Annotated in this window: 15 protein-coding genes and 6 pseudogenes; 8 read left to right on the plus strand and 13 right to left on the minus strand. The window is 35.3% G+C overall.

All coding sequences use genetic code 11. The features are described from left to right. Positions 1-233 precede the first annotated feature (233 nt). Both NSU16_RS12900 and NSU16_RS12905 read right to left on the minus strand, forming a co-directional pair. Complete coding sequence (locus tag NSU16_RS12900) at positions 234-1,193, minus strand: nitronate monooxygenase (protein WP_010335037.1); 960 nt, start codon at positions 1,191-1,193, stop codon at positions 234-236. 155 nt (positions 1,194-1,348) lie between these two features. Further along, complete coding sequence (locus NSU16_RS12905; RefSeq protein WP_286058285.1) at positions 1,349-1,774, minus strand: MarR family winged helix-turn-helix transcriptional regulator; 426 nt, start codon at positions 1,772-1,774, stop codon at positions 1,349-1,351. A gap of 667 nt (positions 1,775-2,441) precedes the next feature. Here NSU16_RS12905 and NSU16_RS12910 point away from each other — a divergent pair. Continuing rightward, positions 2,442-2,837, plus strand: coding sequence for a VOC family protein (locus NSU16_RS12910; RefSeq protein ID WP_339192688.1), 396 nt, complete (start codon positions 2,442-2,444; stop codon positions 2,835-2,837). A gap of 725 nt (positions 2,838-3,562) precedes the next feature. Here the strand turns inward: NSU16_RS12910 and NSU16_RS12915 are convergent. After that, positions 3,563-4,690, minus strand: a complete 1,128-nt coding sequence (locus NSU16_RS12915; protein WP_010335040.1) for a tetratricopeptide repeat protein — start codon at positions 4,688-4,690, stop codon at positions 3,563-3,565. A gap of 185 nt (positions 4,691-4,875) precedes the next feature. Here NSU16_RS12915 and NSU16_RS12920 point away from each other — a divergent pair, with 185 nt between their 5' ends. After that, positions 4,876-6,648 (plus strand): T7SS effector LXG polymorphic toxin, encoded by a 1,773-nt coding sequence (locus tag NSU16_RS12920; RefSeq protein WP_339177331.1) that lies wholly within the window; start codon positions 4,876-4,878, stop codon positions 6,646-6,648. A gap of 12 nt (positions 6,649-6,660) precedes the next feature. Beyond that, the gene (locus NSU16_RS12925) at positions 6,661-7,122 is read left to right on the plus strand and encodes an SMI1/KNR4 family protein (RefSeq protein WP_010335042.1); all 462 of its coding nucleotides are present in this window, start codon (positions 6,661-6,663) and stop codon (positions 7,120-7,122) included. Positions 7,123-7,197: 75 nt separating this feature from the next. Here the strand turns inward: NSU16_RS12925 and NSU16_RS12930 are convergent. Then, positions 7,198-7,335, minus strand: a pseudogene (locus NSU16_RS12930) (phage terminase large subunit); the annotation flags it as partial. Further along, positions 7,331-7,456 (minus strand): annotated as a pseudogene (locus NSU16_RS12935) (hypothetical protein); the annotation flags it as partial. The pseudogenes NSU16_RS12930 and NSU16_RS12935, both read right to left, overlap by 5 nt. A gap of 223 nt (positions 7,457-7,679) precedes the next feature. Here NSU16_RS12935 and NSU16_RS12940 point away from each other — a divergent pair. Beyond that, positions 7,680-8,522, plus strand: a complete 843-nt coding sequence (locus NSU16_RS12940; protein ID WP_339191077.1) for a sialate O-acetylesterase — start codon at positions 7,680-7,682, stop codon at positions 8,520-8,522. Beyond that, entirely contained in the window at positions 8,519-9,046 is a 528-nt protein-coding gene (locus NSU16_RS12945; protein WP_339192689.1) for a PadR family transcriptional regulator, read from the plus strand. The genes NSU16_RS12940 and NSU16_RS12945 overlap by 4 nt, the downstream gene beginning before the upstream one ends. 748 nt (positions 9,047-9,794) lie before the next feature. Here NSU16_RS12945 and ant(6) read toward each other — a convergent pair. Beyond that, the gene (ant(6), locus tag NSU16_RS12950) at positions 9,795-10,649 is read right to left on the minus strand and encodes an aminoglycoside 6-adenylyltransferase (RefSeq protein ID WP_339191080.1); all 855 of its coding nucleotides are present in this window, start codon (positions 10,647-10,649) and stop codon (positions 9,795-9,797) included. A 249-nt stretch (positions 10,650-10,898) separates the two neighbouring features. Between ant(6) and NSU16_RS12955 the strand changes: the two are divergent. Beyond that, positions 10,899-11,170: pseudogene (locus tag NSU16_RS12955) on the plus strand (ImmA/IrrE family metallo-endopeptidase); the annotation flags it as partial. 32 nt (positions 11,171-11,202) lie between these two features. Here the strand turns inward: NSU16_RS12955 and NSU16_RS12960 are convergent. The 3 genes and pseudogenes from NSU16_RS12960 to NSU16_RS12970 form a co-directional block, all read right to left on the minus strand. After that, on the minus strand, positions 11,203-11,478 hold the full coding sequence (locus NSU16_RS12960; protein WP_010335048.1) for a barstar family protein: 276 nt from the start codon (positions 11,476-11,478) through the stop codon (positions 11,203-11,205). After that, positions 11,444-11,731 carry a ribonuclease domain-containing protein gene (locus NSU16_RS12965; RefSeq protein WP_339192690.1) on the minus strand — a complete coding sequence of 96 codons (288 nt, stop codon included), beginning with the start codon at positions 11,729-11,731 and terminating at the stop codon, positions 11,444-11,446. Before NSU16_RS12965 ends, NSU16_RS12960 begins: the two co-directional genes overlap by 35 nt. Positions 11,732-11,790: 59 nt before the next feature. Beyond that, positions 11,791-11,945 (minus strand): annotated as a pseudogene (locus NSU16_RS12970) (hypothetical protein); the annotation flags it as partial. Here NSU16_RS12970 and NSU16_RS12975 point away from each other — a divergent pair. Then, entirely contained in the window at positions 11,944-12,210 is a 267-nt protein-coding gene (locus NSU16_RS12975) for a hypothetical protein (protein WP_339191083.1), read from the plus strand. The pseudogene NSU16_RS12970 and the gene NSU16_RS12975 sit on opposite strands and share 2 nt — an antisense overlap. 11 nt (positions 12,211-12,221) lie before the next feature. Here NSU16_RS12975 and NSU16_RS12980 read toward each other — a convergent pair. Beyond that, a pseudogene (locus NSU16_RS12980) lies at positions 12,222-12,359 on the minus strand (XtrA/YqaO family protein); the annotation flags it as partial. Between NSU16_RS12980 and NSU16_RS12985 the strand changes: the two are divergent. Next, positions 12,358-12,441 (plus strand): annotated as a pseudogene (locus NSU16_RS12985) (ImmA/IrrE family metallo-endopeptidase); the annotation flags it as partial. The pseudogenes NSU16_RS12980 and NSU16_RS12985 sit on opposite strands and share 2 nt — an antisense overlap. A 139-nt stretch (positions 12,442-12,580) precedes the next feature. On the opposite strand, the gene NSU16_RS12990 reads toward NSU16_RS12985, so the two are convergent. From NSU16_RS12990 to NSU16_RS13000, 3 genes are read right to left on the minus strand one after another with little or no spacing between them, the layout of a single operon-like run. Beyond that, positions 12,581-13,189, minus strand: a complete 609-nt coding sequence (locus NSU16_RS12990) for an ABC-2 transporter permease (protein WP_339191086.1) — start codon at positions 13,187-13,189, stop codon at positions 12,581-12,583. 1 nt (position 13,190) lies between these two features. Next, entirely contained in the window at positions 13,191-14,051 is an 861-nt protein-coding gene (locus NSU16_RS12995; protein ID WP_339191088.1) for an ABC transporter ATP-binding protein, read from the minus strand. After that, positions 14,051-14,428, minus strand: coding sequence for a GntR family transcriptional regulator (locus tag NSU16_RS13000; protein WP_010335052.1), 378 nt, complete (start codon positions 14,426-14,428; stop codon positions 14,051-14,053). Before NSU16_RS13000 ends, NSU16_RS12995 begins: the two co-directional genes overlap by 1 nt. Positions 14,429-14,885: the final 457 nt, after the last annotated feature.

Here is a 14,885-nt window from a genome sequence, read left to right on the forward strand (position 1 = left end):
ACCAGTAGGCCCTCAACATAGTAAATCCATATCATTGGTTATAGAAGCTTGTTTTCATTACACTCTTTATACTCATTTGCCATTAATTCTATACGTTTATATCAATTATGGTTAAAAAATGGTGAGCAAAAAACACCCTCTAGTGTTTGAACTCGCCAAATAGTCCGAGTTATAAGTAAATGTTTCAACTATTGAAAAGTGAATTCCACTAAATATTCCGAAGACCCTAATATTTAATTAAAGTCTTGCATTAACGTATCAACCACTTCTTTTACAGTTCTGATTTCTTTAATTGGCGTAATTCCAGTACCTATAGAAATATAGCCATCGTCTGTATTGCCTTCTAGCATGCCGATACGCATTCCAATTGATCCACGCATCATTTTTGCTATTTCTTCACGACTAACACCTTGTTTATCCATTTCTACTAGTTTATTCGCAAATTTAGTAGGTAAAGAACGATAGTATGCTGGTAAAGTACGGAACATTAGTAAATCTTCTGCTGTAGCATCTACAATCATTTGTTTCACGTTTTCTGCTGCTGGATTTTCTTTTGTTGGAATAAAGACACTACCAGCAAACACACCTTCAGCGCCTAAAGCAAATGCAGCACGCACTCCTCTAACATCTCCAATACCACCAGCTGCCATTACAGGGGTATTTATAGCATCTACAATCATTGGAACAATCGAAAATGTTCCAATAACTCGTTCAGGAACCGTACCACCTTCATCAAATCCAGTCGCTACATAAACATCTATTCCAAATTCTTCTGCAGCTTTTGCATTTTCAATAGTAGGAGTAAGTGGTCTATAAACAATTTTAATATCGTTTTCTTTTAATGGTTTAAAGATTCTTTCATCCAGTATATCGTTCACAAGAACCACAGGAACTTTCTCGTCAATAATCGTTTCTAAAATTGGCCATGTGTAAGCTAAATCACGATTTACGATTACAGGTACTCCAAATGGCTTATTCGTTAATGATTTTGTTTTTTGTATTTCAGTTCTCATTCTTTCCGCACTTATTTCGGGTGAACGAGTTATCTCAACCTGACCGGCATTTGGACCTAGAAATCCTAATCCACCAGCATTGCTTACCGCCGCAACAAATTCGGCATTAGTAACCCAAGACATCGGGCCCTGTATAATCGGCTTTTCTATATTTAATATTTTGCATATTCTATTATTCATTATTGAATCCTCCTGCTCAGATTATTTTCAACCTTCAGTTGGTTTAAAGAAATACTTAGTCTGCTAAATAATTTCAGTTTGGCTTACTTATTAGTACAATATTTTGGGTAGAGTAATATTTTTTTAGGTTGCTAAATATATATTTGAGAGAAAACTTAGGTTAAGTTTTTCTCCATACGCTTTATTAAATCCCTTAATATTAAGCGTTCTTCGGCTGAAATTGACTGTAGTAATTTTTCTTGATGTTCATTCCATTTCATTCTAACAGGTTCTTCTAAATCTTTGCCTTTGTCCGTTAGATAAATTCGCATAACCCTTGCATCTTCTTTATCACGTTTACGGTATATGAAACCATTCTGCTCTAGCGATTTAACCATATTTGTTACTGTAGGCGGTTCGCATTTTAAATGTTCACATAGCTGCATTTGTGTTATTCCATCACCCAACCACAAACGCGAGAGTAAATTATCTTGGCCGACATAAAGATTGAGTTCTCTAAGGCTTTCACTATAATTCCGACGCATTTGGGAAGAAACTTTATCCAAGGACATACGAATATCACAGTCCACACTAACCTTCAAAGATGAACCTCCTCTGCCGAAAAATATTTAGCGGGCTAAATATATCATGGTTGTGTTTTAGTTGTCAACGTTTCTACATTGATTGCTCTTCTTCAGCTAACCTGCTCCGTTTGTGACATAAGAACGGTATATCTTTCTTTTAGAATTAAAACAATGCGATTGTTGAACAAAAAATATAAGGAGTGAAACATATTATTCATGTATAACATATTTCACTCCTTATTTTATATGACTTTTTACAATTTAGGTCTTGATAAACAAAGAGACGAATAATGATAAGGCAAAAATTAAAAGATTTCAATATGGTTTTGTACCTTCATTAAATCGAGTCCCTCAACATAGTAAATCCATATCATTGGTTATGGAAGCTTATTTTCATTACATTCCTTATATTCATTTGCTCTCATTCCCATACGTTTATATGAATTATGGTTAAAAAATGGTGAGCACAAACACTAAACGTCCGTACTACCCTTTTATGACAGCGGCAGGAATTTTCTACTTGCCGTCGAAAGTAATTGTCGAAAAGTAATCTAGGAGGATAGGGGGGTTCTGAGGGGACTCAAATATTCTGATGATGGAAACCAATTTAATGGAGCAACTTTCATTAAGTCATATTTGTTGTATTCGTAGAAAGACAAATACAAATGGAAAGGTTGTTGAAATCATGGGAGCACAATTAAACTCTTATCTAATGTCAGAGGACGCAAGAAGCCAGGCGGATTTTTACTTAGAATCACTCGGTGGAGAAATTGTATCACTTAAAACATTCGGTGAGGTACCAGGAACTCCAGAAGATATGAAGGAGAAAGTTATGCATCTGTCTTTGATGATAGCTGGAAACAATATCTTAATGCTTTCTGATTCCTTTGAACAAGTGGTCGGTAATCGTAGCATCAGTCTTGCTTTAACCTATGATAATGAGAGCGAAGCAAGAGAGGCATATACCAAGCTTGGTGAGGGTGGAGAAAACAAATATCCCTTTGCTTTGCAGCCATGGGGCGCACACTATGGAGAAGTGATAGATAAATTTGGTGTTACATGGATGATTACTAAACCGTAAACTATGCAAAATGAATCAGGATTTTATTGAAGCGTTAAAAGAACCATGGCAAAGAAACTCTCTACAAATTTATGTAAGACGTCCATGAGGATATAACAGATGACCATGAATGTATTCAGTATAAGAAGCCCCATTTTTCGAATAACAGAAATATGCTGCTGTCATCACGACATCGACAAATGCTGTTCGCTTTACAACTGGAACTTCCTGAAGATGGTCTATCGGAAAGAAAAACACCGAAGCTCCGTGAAGGGGATTCGTTTAATTCCGGGCAGCTAGTGTTATTGGTCAGCCATGCCTCAAAATTACTTTAAATGTAATTCATTGAGTTAGAAAGATAAGATATTCAACAATCGGACGTTATTCTTTTATAAGATGGCGTCTTTTTGCATGATTGAGATCCTGAAACCACTTAATTCCCATCTGAGAGATTTCCTGGAGAACCAAAAAGTTATTGCGTGCCCTATTGCCTTTTTCTCTCCCCAAAAGTAAGGTTATGCCTCAAGGATTTAAAGGGGGGACTAATTATATCGCATTTGATTCCATTGTTTCTGTTAATATCAAATAAAAAAACCTCCATTTATGAAGGAGGTTTAGGGTAGTATTATCAAGTTTGAAAACGATCAGAGGCAATATGAAATGTGTTTTGAGTTTGATTTTCTGTTAAAGATCCGAAACCACACACTAAAACAAGTGACAAACCCAGGATTAGGCATACCTTCTTTTTAAAAGTCATACAGGCATTCTCCCCTTTGAATTTGTGTTTGAGTCTCAAGCATTTTCTGATGATATACATAGGATGTTTCAAATTCTTTTGAGTTTGCGTAAGCAGCTGCGGTCTCACAGGCAATGTCTTCAATATATGAATAGTTCTTATTCCTTTCTAAGTATTCTATGGTTTTATTAACACCTTGTTGATCCACTGCATCGACATAAAGAGCATTTAAATATCCCTGTAATTTTGCGAAAAGCTCATCACCTTGATAAAGAGCTGCTGACAAACCTTTCTTACTTACTTGGATAGCCTCATTCATTTTTCCTTGTTTAAAAAGGATTTTTGCATAAGAAAATAAAGAATGTGGCAAGTTTGTGAGTTTTTCTTTTTCTGTAATCTCCACTGATTGCTTTATGTATACTTCCGCCTGCTCGTAATCACCACTGTCAGCAAAATTAGTGCCTAAATTATATAGTGCAGAACTAATCAACCTTTTGTTATTCAATTCCCTAGATAACGCTAATGCCTTTTCAAGATGCGGCTGACTTTTTTCGTAATGTTTAAAATCAGTATAATTCCCTGAGATAACAAACATACATTGAACTTTTCGCACCTTATAAAGTTCATATTGATTATAAATATCCAATGCTTGTTTAACGTGATGCATAGACACATGACTTTGCTTCATACCATAATATGCTTCAGCTAACTTAAAATGAAACTCTGCCCTTTCGATCTCATCAGGGACATGTATAAGCTGCTTTTCAGCTTCTCTATAATAGTAGATAGCTTTCATGTATTGCTTCTTATCAAACTCGTACATCCCTCTGAAAAACAGAGAATAATACGACAACAGGCCAGATATGCCTTTATTTGAAGTCTCAATTTTTTCAAGAAGTTCGTCAATAGTTGGTCTTATACGTGTTGTTACGGGTTCCAAATAATCTAACATGAGCTGATGACGGAATTTCATTAGGGAGAAGTAAATGAGTAAATACTCATCTTCCTCCATCCGTTGGATTTCTTGCTCCACCTCTGCCTTTAAAATCTCTGCATCCGGGACACTAAATTGACGTATCATTTTATACCATTCATTGATCTTTACGCCAACTTCTGACGATGATAAAACCGGATTCACAGGACCCCTCCTTTTATGTCTTTTTATGTAATATTCTAACATTTCCAAAAAGTGTTTAGACCGCAAAAAAACCGCAAACTTTTTATTCGGTATCTTTGATATGGTCAATCAAGATAATTTTAAGTCCGCTTCTTCTTTTTTCCATGGTAATATTTTGTTATACAATTAAATGAGAGGGTATGATTATGAAAGTCTTTGAAGCTAAAACCCTTATGTCTGAAGCTACAGACCGCGCCAAAGAATATAAAGATTTAAGGATGCAAATGGTCAACTTGAGAAAAGCTTTACAAAGCGTCGCTGAACTGGATGACAGCGAATTCTCTGGTAAAGGCGCTAATAATATTAAAGCATTCTATCACGATCATGTTGGTGTCACTGATCAATGGATCGACTACATTGACATGAAAATCGCATTCTTTAACAGCATTGCTGGCGCTGTCGAGGACAAAGGTCTCTCTGATGCTTATATTGATGAATCTTTTCTAGAACATGAGCTGGCTAACGCTCATAAAAAATCAAAGTCGATTATGTCTGAACAGAAAAAAGCCATGAAAGATATCCTAAACGACATTGACGACATCCTCCCGCTCGACCTGTTTTCAACAGAAACCTTCAAGAATGAGCTTGCGGATGCCAATGACAAACGCAAGAAAACAATTGAAAAACTAGGTGACCTTGACGAAGATTTACTGACAGAATATGGTCTCTCAGAACCAAATGAACAATTCATCAAGTCAGATTTCCAAAAGCTCCAAGAAGCAACGGGCAAAGGCAAAAACGCTACACCCATTCACTACAACGCTAAGGCATATCGTGAGAGTGATATACATAAGAAAAAAGGTGATATTGAGAAACAGACTGAATCCTATTTGACGATTAAGAAGAAGGAAGAAAAAGAACGAGAGATTGAAAAACTAAAAGAAAGACTAAAGAATTACGATTATGCAGATGCTGATGAATTCTATTCAATGGCCAAAACAATTGGGTATGAAAATCTAACAGCAGAACAACAAAGATATTTCACACAGATTGAAAACACACGTGAGCTAATGGCTGGAGCCAAAGGGACTGTTACAGCACTTTATGATATGACAGCTGAAACATTAGACTATATGGCACACAATCATCCTGTCGACATGCTTATTAATTCTGCAGTTGCGGTTTATTATTATGATTCCACGTTTAACTCTATTAAAGATGCGATTATAACCTCCTATGTAAGAGACGTAAAGAACGGAGACACAGAATCAAAGGCTCATTGGTTTACGTATGCAGCAGTAAACATCTTTGCTTTAAAAGGTGCTGGTTCAGTTGCTAAAATAGGAGTGAAAACAGCTGGAAAAGCTGTAGTAAAAAAAGTGTCTAAAAAACTGGATGAAACTCCTGATCCACTAACAGCAATTAAACCGTTTGTTATGCGAGAAGATGTTGTTGTAGCAGGTGGCATGCCATATAATGTCATCAACGATGTGAGCGCTAAAGACAGGCTGCTTCAGCTTGCTAAAAAGTTAGATGAAAGCAGAAAGCCGTTTACTGGTAAGGAAATAAATCTTCCTTGGTTAAATAAAGAAAAGTATAGTGCGGTTGAAATAGACGGCAAAGTAAAAGTTAAAGGACAACCTAGAGATGTTAGCCGTAGAGTATACACAATGAAAGACATTGATATTAACAGAGTAGACCCAGATACAGGGAAAACGAATCTTCAGATAATGAAAAAAGGAGATGCTCCTTACGCTAATGATGGAACCAAAGTTAATTTGCATCACCTTATCCAAGAAGAGAGTGGTACAATGCTTGAAATACCCGAAAGCTGGCACAACAAATATAGTAAAGTGCTGCATGGCTTGAAGGGAAATGGACAGAGCTTTAGAAATGATCCAATACTTGAAAAACAGTACAATAATTTTAGAAAGAGATATTGGAAATGGAGAGCTAAACAATTCGAGAATCAAGAGTAAGAGGTGACTTTAATGAACTATTCACAAGTTGAGCAATTTATTAGAGAGAATGCAGAAGATGACGATTTTACGGGTGGAATTAGCAATGATAAAATTAATGCTATAGAGGAAAAACTAAACGTTAAATTACCCAACAGTTATAAATGGTTTCTTGAGAAATATGGATCTGGTGGAGTTTATGGAGTGAATATACTAGGTCATGGTAAAGCTACTGCAAGAGTGGTTACAGTGACTGAAGAATACAGGAAGTACTATGATTTAATTGATGGAATTGTGGTTATCGAATATATAGATGAATTTTCTTATTGTCTTGATACAAACAGAATGGATGATGATGGAGAATGTCCGGTTATCCTTTGGGACAATCAAGAGGGTTACGGTCGAACTGTGGCCCGTAACTTTTTAGAGTTTTTAATGGAGGATCTTGAGGAATCTAAAGAAAACTGGGAAGAAGATGAAGACTGGGACGATTAAGTCAGAAGGATTGCAATATAGAGCCCTCATTATATGAGAGGCTCTTTTTCACTTCAATAAATGCTTCTAGTTTCGCTTTCGTATCAATTTCAGAACAATCTTGAGTGCCACATGATAGCTTCTGGATGATCCATAACCACCTACTAAGAATTGAAATTTTTGATTCCAGACAAAGAGAAATTCTTTAAAATGAGGATTTACTTGTTAAATCACTGTCATCACCTTTGTTCACAATGGTGATTTCAAAAGGTTTATCTTCTTCTGTAAGTTCTTCAATCTCTAATTTTTTCTTGTTAATATTTAAGCGCATATGCTCCAATTCTTTCTTCTTTTTTGAGATTGTGGAAGATCGTTATTGAACTAAAGCCCCCGATAGTTGGATAAGAAAAGCAAAGAACTTGCTATTCCTCAAATACATCCACCAAATTTTCAATGTTAGTTTGTTTTTCATACACACTAATAATAAAAGTAAAACCTTATTAAAACTTTACAAGACAAACTGAATTGGCTATAGTCTAATTAGACTAAAATATTGATGTAAAGAAGTGAAAAATGAGATGATAAAGTCTTTTTTAATGTTGGGGCAGTCAAATATGGCGGGCCGTGGATTTTTGAATGAAGTAGACCCTATCTATAATGAAAAAATAAAAGTGCTGCGCAATGGACAGTGGCAGATGATGACAGAGCCGATTAATTACGACCGTCCGGTTTCCGGCGTTGGCTTGGCGGCATCTTTTGCAGATGCATGGTCGAAAGCTCATCCCGATGAAGAAATTGGCTTGATCCCTTGTGCGGAAGGTGGCAGTTCATTGAATGACTGGCATCCGGAAGGCGTCCTTTTTCAGCATGCTTTGTCCGAAGCCCGCTTCGCCCTGCGGTCCAGTCAAATTTGTGGAATCCTTTGGCACCAAGGTGAGAGTGACAGTTATCGTTCACTACATGAAACGTATTACGAGAAATTAACTCTTATCATCGAGACGCTAAGAAACGAGTTGAAACTTGATGAGGTACCGTTGATTATTGGAGGGCTTGGTGACTTTCTTGGGAAGACCGGTTTTGGGCAGCACGCGACTGAGTTTCGACAGGTTAATGAACAATTGCTGCGTTTTGCTAATGAAAAACAGAATTGTTATTTTGTTACTGCAGCAGGTTTGACTGCGAATCCTGATGGCATTCATTTAGACGCAGTTTCACAACGCAAATTCGGTTACCGCTATTTCGAGGCTTTTTCGAAAAAGTACCATATCCTGAAACCCATTTCGGAAGAGGAGCAATCACTAAAAGTGAATGGTGACTATTCTAAAACAGAACAGATTTACCTTCATAGTATGGATTTGGCTTCGGGTAAAATCACGTACGCGGAATTTGAGGCGCGGATGGCGGAGGTGATGAAACCATAATTCCCTTACTTATCCTTGGCTTGCTTATCCAAAATCCCGGAGCTCACGGCTATGAACTTCTGGCCTTAATGGAAAAACGTCATTACAAATACATTGTTAACTTCACGAAAGGTTCATTTTATTACAATCTGCAGCAGCTTGAAGAAAAGTGTTTTATTGAACAGATTCAGCAGAAACCCTCAACCAGTGGGCGTGAAATCCGTAACTTTAAAGTCACAGAATCGGGAAGGGCAGAATTCGAGAAATTAATGATCAAATACGGCACCAAATCGGAATATGTGAACCTGCAATTTTATGGGGCGTTACTCTTTGCCGATGAATTCGACAAAAATAAATTACTGGATCTGATCCAATCACAAATCGACCAGACTAAAACTCGAATCGAGCTCCTTGATGAATACCTGTCCATCACTCAAGAACTTTCCGGCACAATCAATTACTTTCGCCGTATGAACGAAAATTCCCGTTCACATCACTTGGTTAATTTAGAGTGGTTCGAAAAATTGAAAGCAGAAATAGAGTGAACGATTGCATAATAAAAAAATGCAATGTTAAATGTAGTTACCTAAATATAAAACCTGTGTCGTAGATATCTAGTAACATCATTGATACAGGTTTTATACTCCTTCTTTATTTAAACCAGTAATAGGATTGTCAACACTTGCCCCCCAACAAGAGCAAGTGAATCTGCTGCGTGTTCTTCTTTTTCAATCCTTCGTATTAATAACCACGATTTACACCGTTATCTTTCTCATTTATGTTTCTTATATATTCTAATATATAAAAATGAAGTTGCTGATTACATAAGGAGCGTTTATTGTGAAGAGAACCATTGAGTTTTTTTTAAGTTTATAGGGAGCCTTTTGGGTGGGGTAGCATCTATTCTAGCTTTAGGTACCGCCTACCTTGATTTATTTTTTCATTTGATCAGATACTTTGAAATGACAAGCGACCTCCTTGTTGGTGCATGGGTATCTTTGATCTTTTCATGCGTTGGGTTTACCGCTTCAATTGTTGTCTTATTCAAACCAAAGTTGAGCAGTGTTTTACTTTTTATCTCAGGAGTTGGAGGACTTATATGTATTGATTGGTTTTACTTAATACCAGCTATACTTATGATCATCCCTGGAATCATGGTATTTGTAAGGAAAGGAAAAATGAAGACTGAAACAATTTAGAGAAGAGTATTATGATAGACTCTTCTTTTTTCATTAGTTTAATTTCTTCTTTGTACACAAGAAAACCTCCCGCTAAGGAGGCGGATTTATGCATTCATTTTAATGAGTTATAAATACTTTCCGTATACTTCGTGATAACTTTTCCATAATCTAGATACTTATATCTAAGACTTTTTGATACAACTTTTGAATATTTGCTAAATAATTCATAGCAAGTAAATAACGACTTCCACATTTCTTGATACCCATTCATAGAATATGTAGACATTAGCTCTTCCCATTCTTTATTTGAAAGGTAACGGTTAATAAATTTATAGTTCTTCCCCATACTAAATGTATACCCTTGCTGGGATGCAATATGCCATGCCATCATTCTCAATAAATTAGGACGTACAATCTCATTTAAATGGTCAATTGCAAAAAGTATTTCTTTTCTTGCTAATCCTTTTACTACGTATGTCGAAACCATCCAGAACTCATTACAGCAATCATCAAATTCCCTTGCAGAAGGCTCTTTAATCCAATATTGACTATCATTTGGGATTACTTTATTTTTGATGAAATTATCCTTATCAAGCAAGACCTCAACCAAACCATCGTTCTTAGCAAAATAATCTTCTACTTCACTGATTGGAATAAGGGTTAGATCTAATTTGTTACCATCCTCAAAAAGAATGATGTATGAAAACCAGTTACCTAATTCGGGAGGAAAAAGTTCCATATCTTCGGGTTTTTGCATCATAATCCGAGTACCAAAGCTTTCAAGCCACCGATCATTTTCTTTAAAAGATTCCATATCAGTTACAAAATAAGAAATGTCATAGTCTTGGAAGTTGTCGGGGAGAATATTTCTGTTTGTACGCGATCCTTCCAAAGTTACCAATCGGATTCTTTCATCATTCAAAGCAAAGTCTAAAAAAATGTCCAACATTACCTGTTCACTCCGCATTGCATGTATTCCTCCATTTCAACTTTTTCTTTTTGCAGCCTAAATACCTCTAACTCTAAAACCGAATATGGCTCTAATTATGAAACAAACACTTTTCATTATCGATTATTGTCATTAATTAGTTAGCAGCTCTTCAAGAAACACCACCCTTATCTTAGATGCATTTTCCCGTGAAAAAAGTCTTAGTTTTCCCTATAATATTTCACGAATCCAATTTTTAGATTGTCGTCTTTAAGGAGGTTTTTCATCTTGAGGTATACAAACAGTCATTTAGAGGATTGCTTGAAAACTTATACAGGAAGATTGATATGACAGAGCCTGAACGAATGAATTTTGAACGGATTTCCGAGTCTTTAGATATCAGGCTCTCATTTAAACCTGTTACAAGCTTCGCGCTAAAATACAGTGGAATTTATAATATATGCTTGGACAGCCGAAAAAGCCGAGTTGAACAATGGTATGATTTCGCGCAAGTTTTCCATATATAGACATGAAGGCGATAAAAAACAATGCCAGCAACTCTTTTCAAGTTCACAAAATTAAAAAAGAAAGTCTACTCTATTATTATTTTAAACTCATCCTCTAATTCCTCTTGAGCCTCGTGTAAAACTTCTAATGTATCATCAGCGTATGAACCTAAAAACTTTTTACTAAACTCAAAATGTCTCCAAACTAAAGTTTGCGGCAACTCTATCCACCCTGTAAGGCAATCCCATAAAGCATCTAAATTTTCCCCATAGTAGTCTGGGAAGTCTAATTTATCTTTTAATGCATTATGTAACCCTTCTTTATTTTCAAAATCTTTTCCATCTACAATTATTTTTTTCATTAAAAACTATGTCCTCCATTATTATATTTTTAACTAACGTTTTAGAATGATCTGTTGTTTTATATATTAATCCATCATTCGAATAGAGTAATCTGACATTCCCTCTGTAACCTGTGATATAGTTTATATCAGCTTCACGCCACACTGTATTTTTAGCTTTAGGAAGACGTTTTTCTCTGTTTTTGTAAATATCTCCCCCGATACTTTTCCCCGGTGCTACTTTTGATAAATTTACCTTTTTTGCTTTCCTAATTTTCTTGCTTCTCCTTTATTTATGTAATTTTCCGGCACCGGCCATTGATCGCCATCTCATCCATACTGAGCAACACCCCATTTCACATTAGAGTTGCTGAACCATAGAGTACTCCCGGCAACTGTTGAACCTCTTTCACCATCCAGTGATAGCTGTTGATTAGATTTTCCGTTATCCTTAAAGAACTAATACATATAAGCAGGGAGCTAGCCATGATTGAAAAATACACAACTGAAGTTTCTTTAGACTTTTTTAATGGTGATGAAACAGATTTAAAGGATACAATTGAGGAGATTAAACTTTTTGCAAAGACATATGAGAACGATAAAGTAACCGTGCTAAGTGTTACTGAAAACGAATCTTCAAAGGGAAAAAACTATAAAGTTCTTTTACAGCATGAAAGAGATACAGATAATCCAGGACGTAAATATGAATATGATGAAGAAAAACTATTCGGTTTTTTTGAAGATGAAGAATAGTTATTCCCCCGTTAGCGCATACAAAGAACCCACATTTTAGTGGGTTTTTTCAAATCTATCTGATGATTAATCCGCGCAAAGCTGCCCTTTACAGTTTGGTTCACTGTTCTGCCATGCTCAGGAGCTTCTAAGACATGCGCAGTACCCCGTTTGAACATATATTACAGGAAGCTGACCCAGCATTTATTTAATCAATCAGTGAGAGAAAATCTATGCTCCCCCCTTTTGTAATTAATAATGAAATCCCCATCATGCATTTACGCGAAATGAAAAAATGATTTAAGATACCGTTCCTTTTGCAACATATGAGAATAGGGATGGTTAAACCAATCAGTAAAAATCTCTTTCTGTAGAATTCTACACCCTTCCTTTAAAATACTTTATTTTTATAAATACGTATCGATAGAAGCCAAGAACAAACATATAAAATCATAACCGAAAACAGAATTAAGAAATAAATATTAAGATTTTGTAATGATAATAATATTCGAACACATTCTCTGATTATATCATTCAAATTTCGGAACAAGGTATTAACTAATACCATATAAATACCAAGTAAGATAAGTGAGCCTTTGAACAAATATTGGCTGTTAATCTGATAACTAAATGGAAAGATAAATGAAGCAGATACCATCACAAGGCATACGATAAACATTAGATCTATCCATGTTGTTAGTTCTCTATGAATGATCAAGTTCCCTATGAAAATGGTAAAAACTACAATCAAAGTAAAAATAAGTACCCCAATGTACTTTGAACTAACAATTTCCCTTCGTGTATAAGGCAATGAATTCAGCAGAGTATTTATTCGGACTTTTTCATCCATTGAAAAAGCGTTCATTATTATGACAATACTAAATAAAAAACCTGACCAGATATATGATATATTTAACGTTAAATAAACAAATAAAGCAGGCAGTAATATCATAAGAGATTTCTTTTGTAAAATGATATCTTTTCTTATTAAGTGAAACACCTTACTTAGCCCCTTTCTTTGTATAGAACATCAGCTCTTCAATCGTTGGTTTTTCGATCAATACTAAATCACCAAACACATCTTCTACCCGTGCTTTATTGGCTGCTAATGCCTCAAAACCAGCATTAGATTTCCGAATGGAGATGAACTCCTGTTCTGTATCTCGATCTAATAGCTCCATGCCTCCTTTTACAATGGCGTACTCTTCTTGAATTTGATACGATTTCTTTGTGAAAATATGCTCGCCATTATGAATAAAAGTAATATAATCTGCAATACGGTCTAAATCTGTTGTTATATGAGTAGAAAAGAAGATCGTTTTCTTTCCATCTTGCATTATATTATGTAGTATATCTAGAAACTCCCTGCGAAATATTGGGTCTAACCCCGATGTAGGTTCATCCATAATAATTAACTCTGCATGATGTGATAAGGCTATTGATAAAGAAGCTTTCATCATCATTCCTTTAGAAAATGATTTAATCTTTTTATTTAACGGCAGTTCAAATTTTTCAACATAGTAATTAAATAGGCTATCATCCCAATTCATATAGCAGGGCCTTATCACCTTCTTCATTTCTGCAAATGTTAAGTGTGAGTAGAACATATTTTCATCAAAGACAAAGCCAATCCGTCGCTTAATCTCTTTTTCATGTTTTTTATGATCTAGCCCAAATATTGATATTGACCCGCTATCTGGTTGCAATAAGTTCATCATAAGTTTAATCGTTGTAGATTTTCCAACACCATTACCACCAATAAACCCAGTTATAAATCCTTTTTTAACTGTCATTGAAATATCTTTTAGTTGAAAATCACCAAATGATTTATACACATGTTTTAATTCAATAACATTTTCCACTATTCTTCCTCCCTATATAATAGTGTAAGTATGTCCTTTAATTCTGTAAGTGAGATGCCAATTTCTTTACTGTTTTGAATTGCCGTCAACAATTGCTCTTCAATCACCTTCATTTTTCTCTCTTTCATCATCTCACTATCCTGCTCCGATACAAAAGAACCTTTCCCAACAACCGAATATATGAATCCGTTCTTCTCCAGTTCCTCATAGGCACGTTTTGTTGTAATAACACTTATATCCAAATCCTTCGCTAACTGTCGCATTGAAGGTAAGGATTGCCCTGCTTGTAATTCATTGGTCAAAATATGTTTTTTAATTTGAGTATAAATTTGCTCATAAATAGGTTCTTTTGAATGATTGGAAATGATAATTTGCATATAAAACCCCGCTGTCATATTGTATATATACTTTATATACAATATACCCAAATTAATATCTGAATACAACTCTTTTTTAATCCAATCCTTCGAGTTTATCGTTTGGTTAAGTGTAGAGCTGTAATGCTTCATCAGTTGAGAAGGTTTATTTCTTCACAATTTATAATTAAATTGCTAATTATGTATACACTCCAAATCAGAAAGAAACACATATTACATAAGAATTAGGATAAAATTTTTAATAATGTACAACATTAATGTAGTTCCCATGAGCAAAAGTTTTCTTTAAGGAGTGTAACAGCCTGAGATACAAACAAAAATAAGCCCCCTACCTAGAACATAATATCCAAGTAGAGGTGCATATAAAAATGAGCAGGTATATAATTGTGTGCCGACGTATTATCTCCAGGTTATTTCAAGAGAGACTCAAATCCCGATTTCGTTTTCGTTCCATAAA

The sequence above is a fragment of the Bacillus sp. FSL K6-1003 genome (assembly GCF_037964945.1).
GTDB lineage: Bacteria > Bacillota > Bacilli > Bacillales > Bacillaceae > Bacillus > Bacillus mojavensis.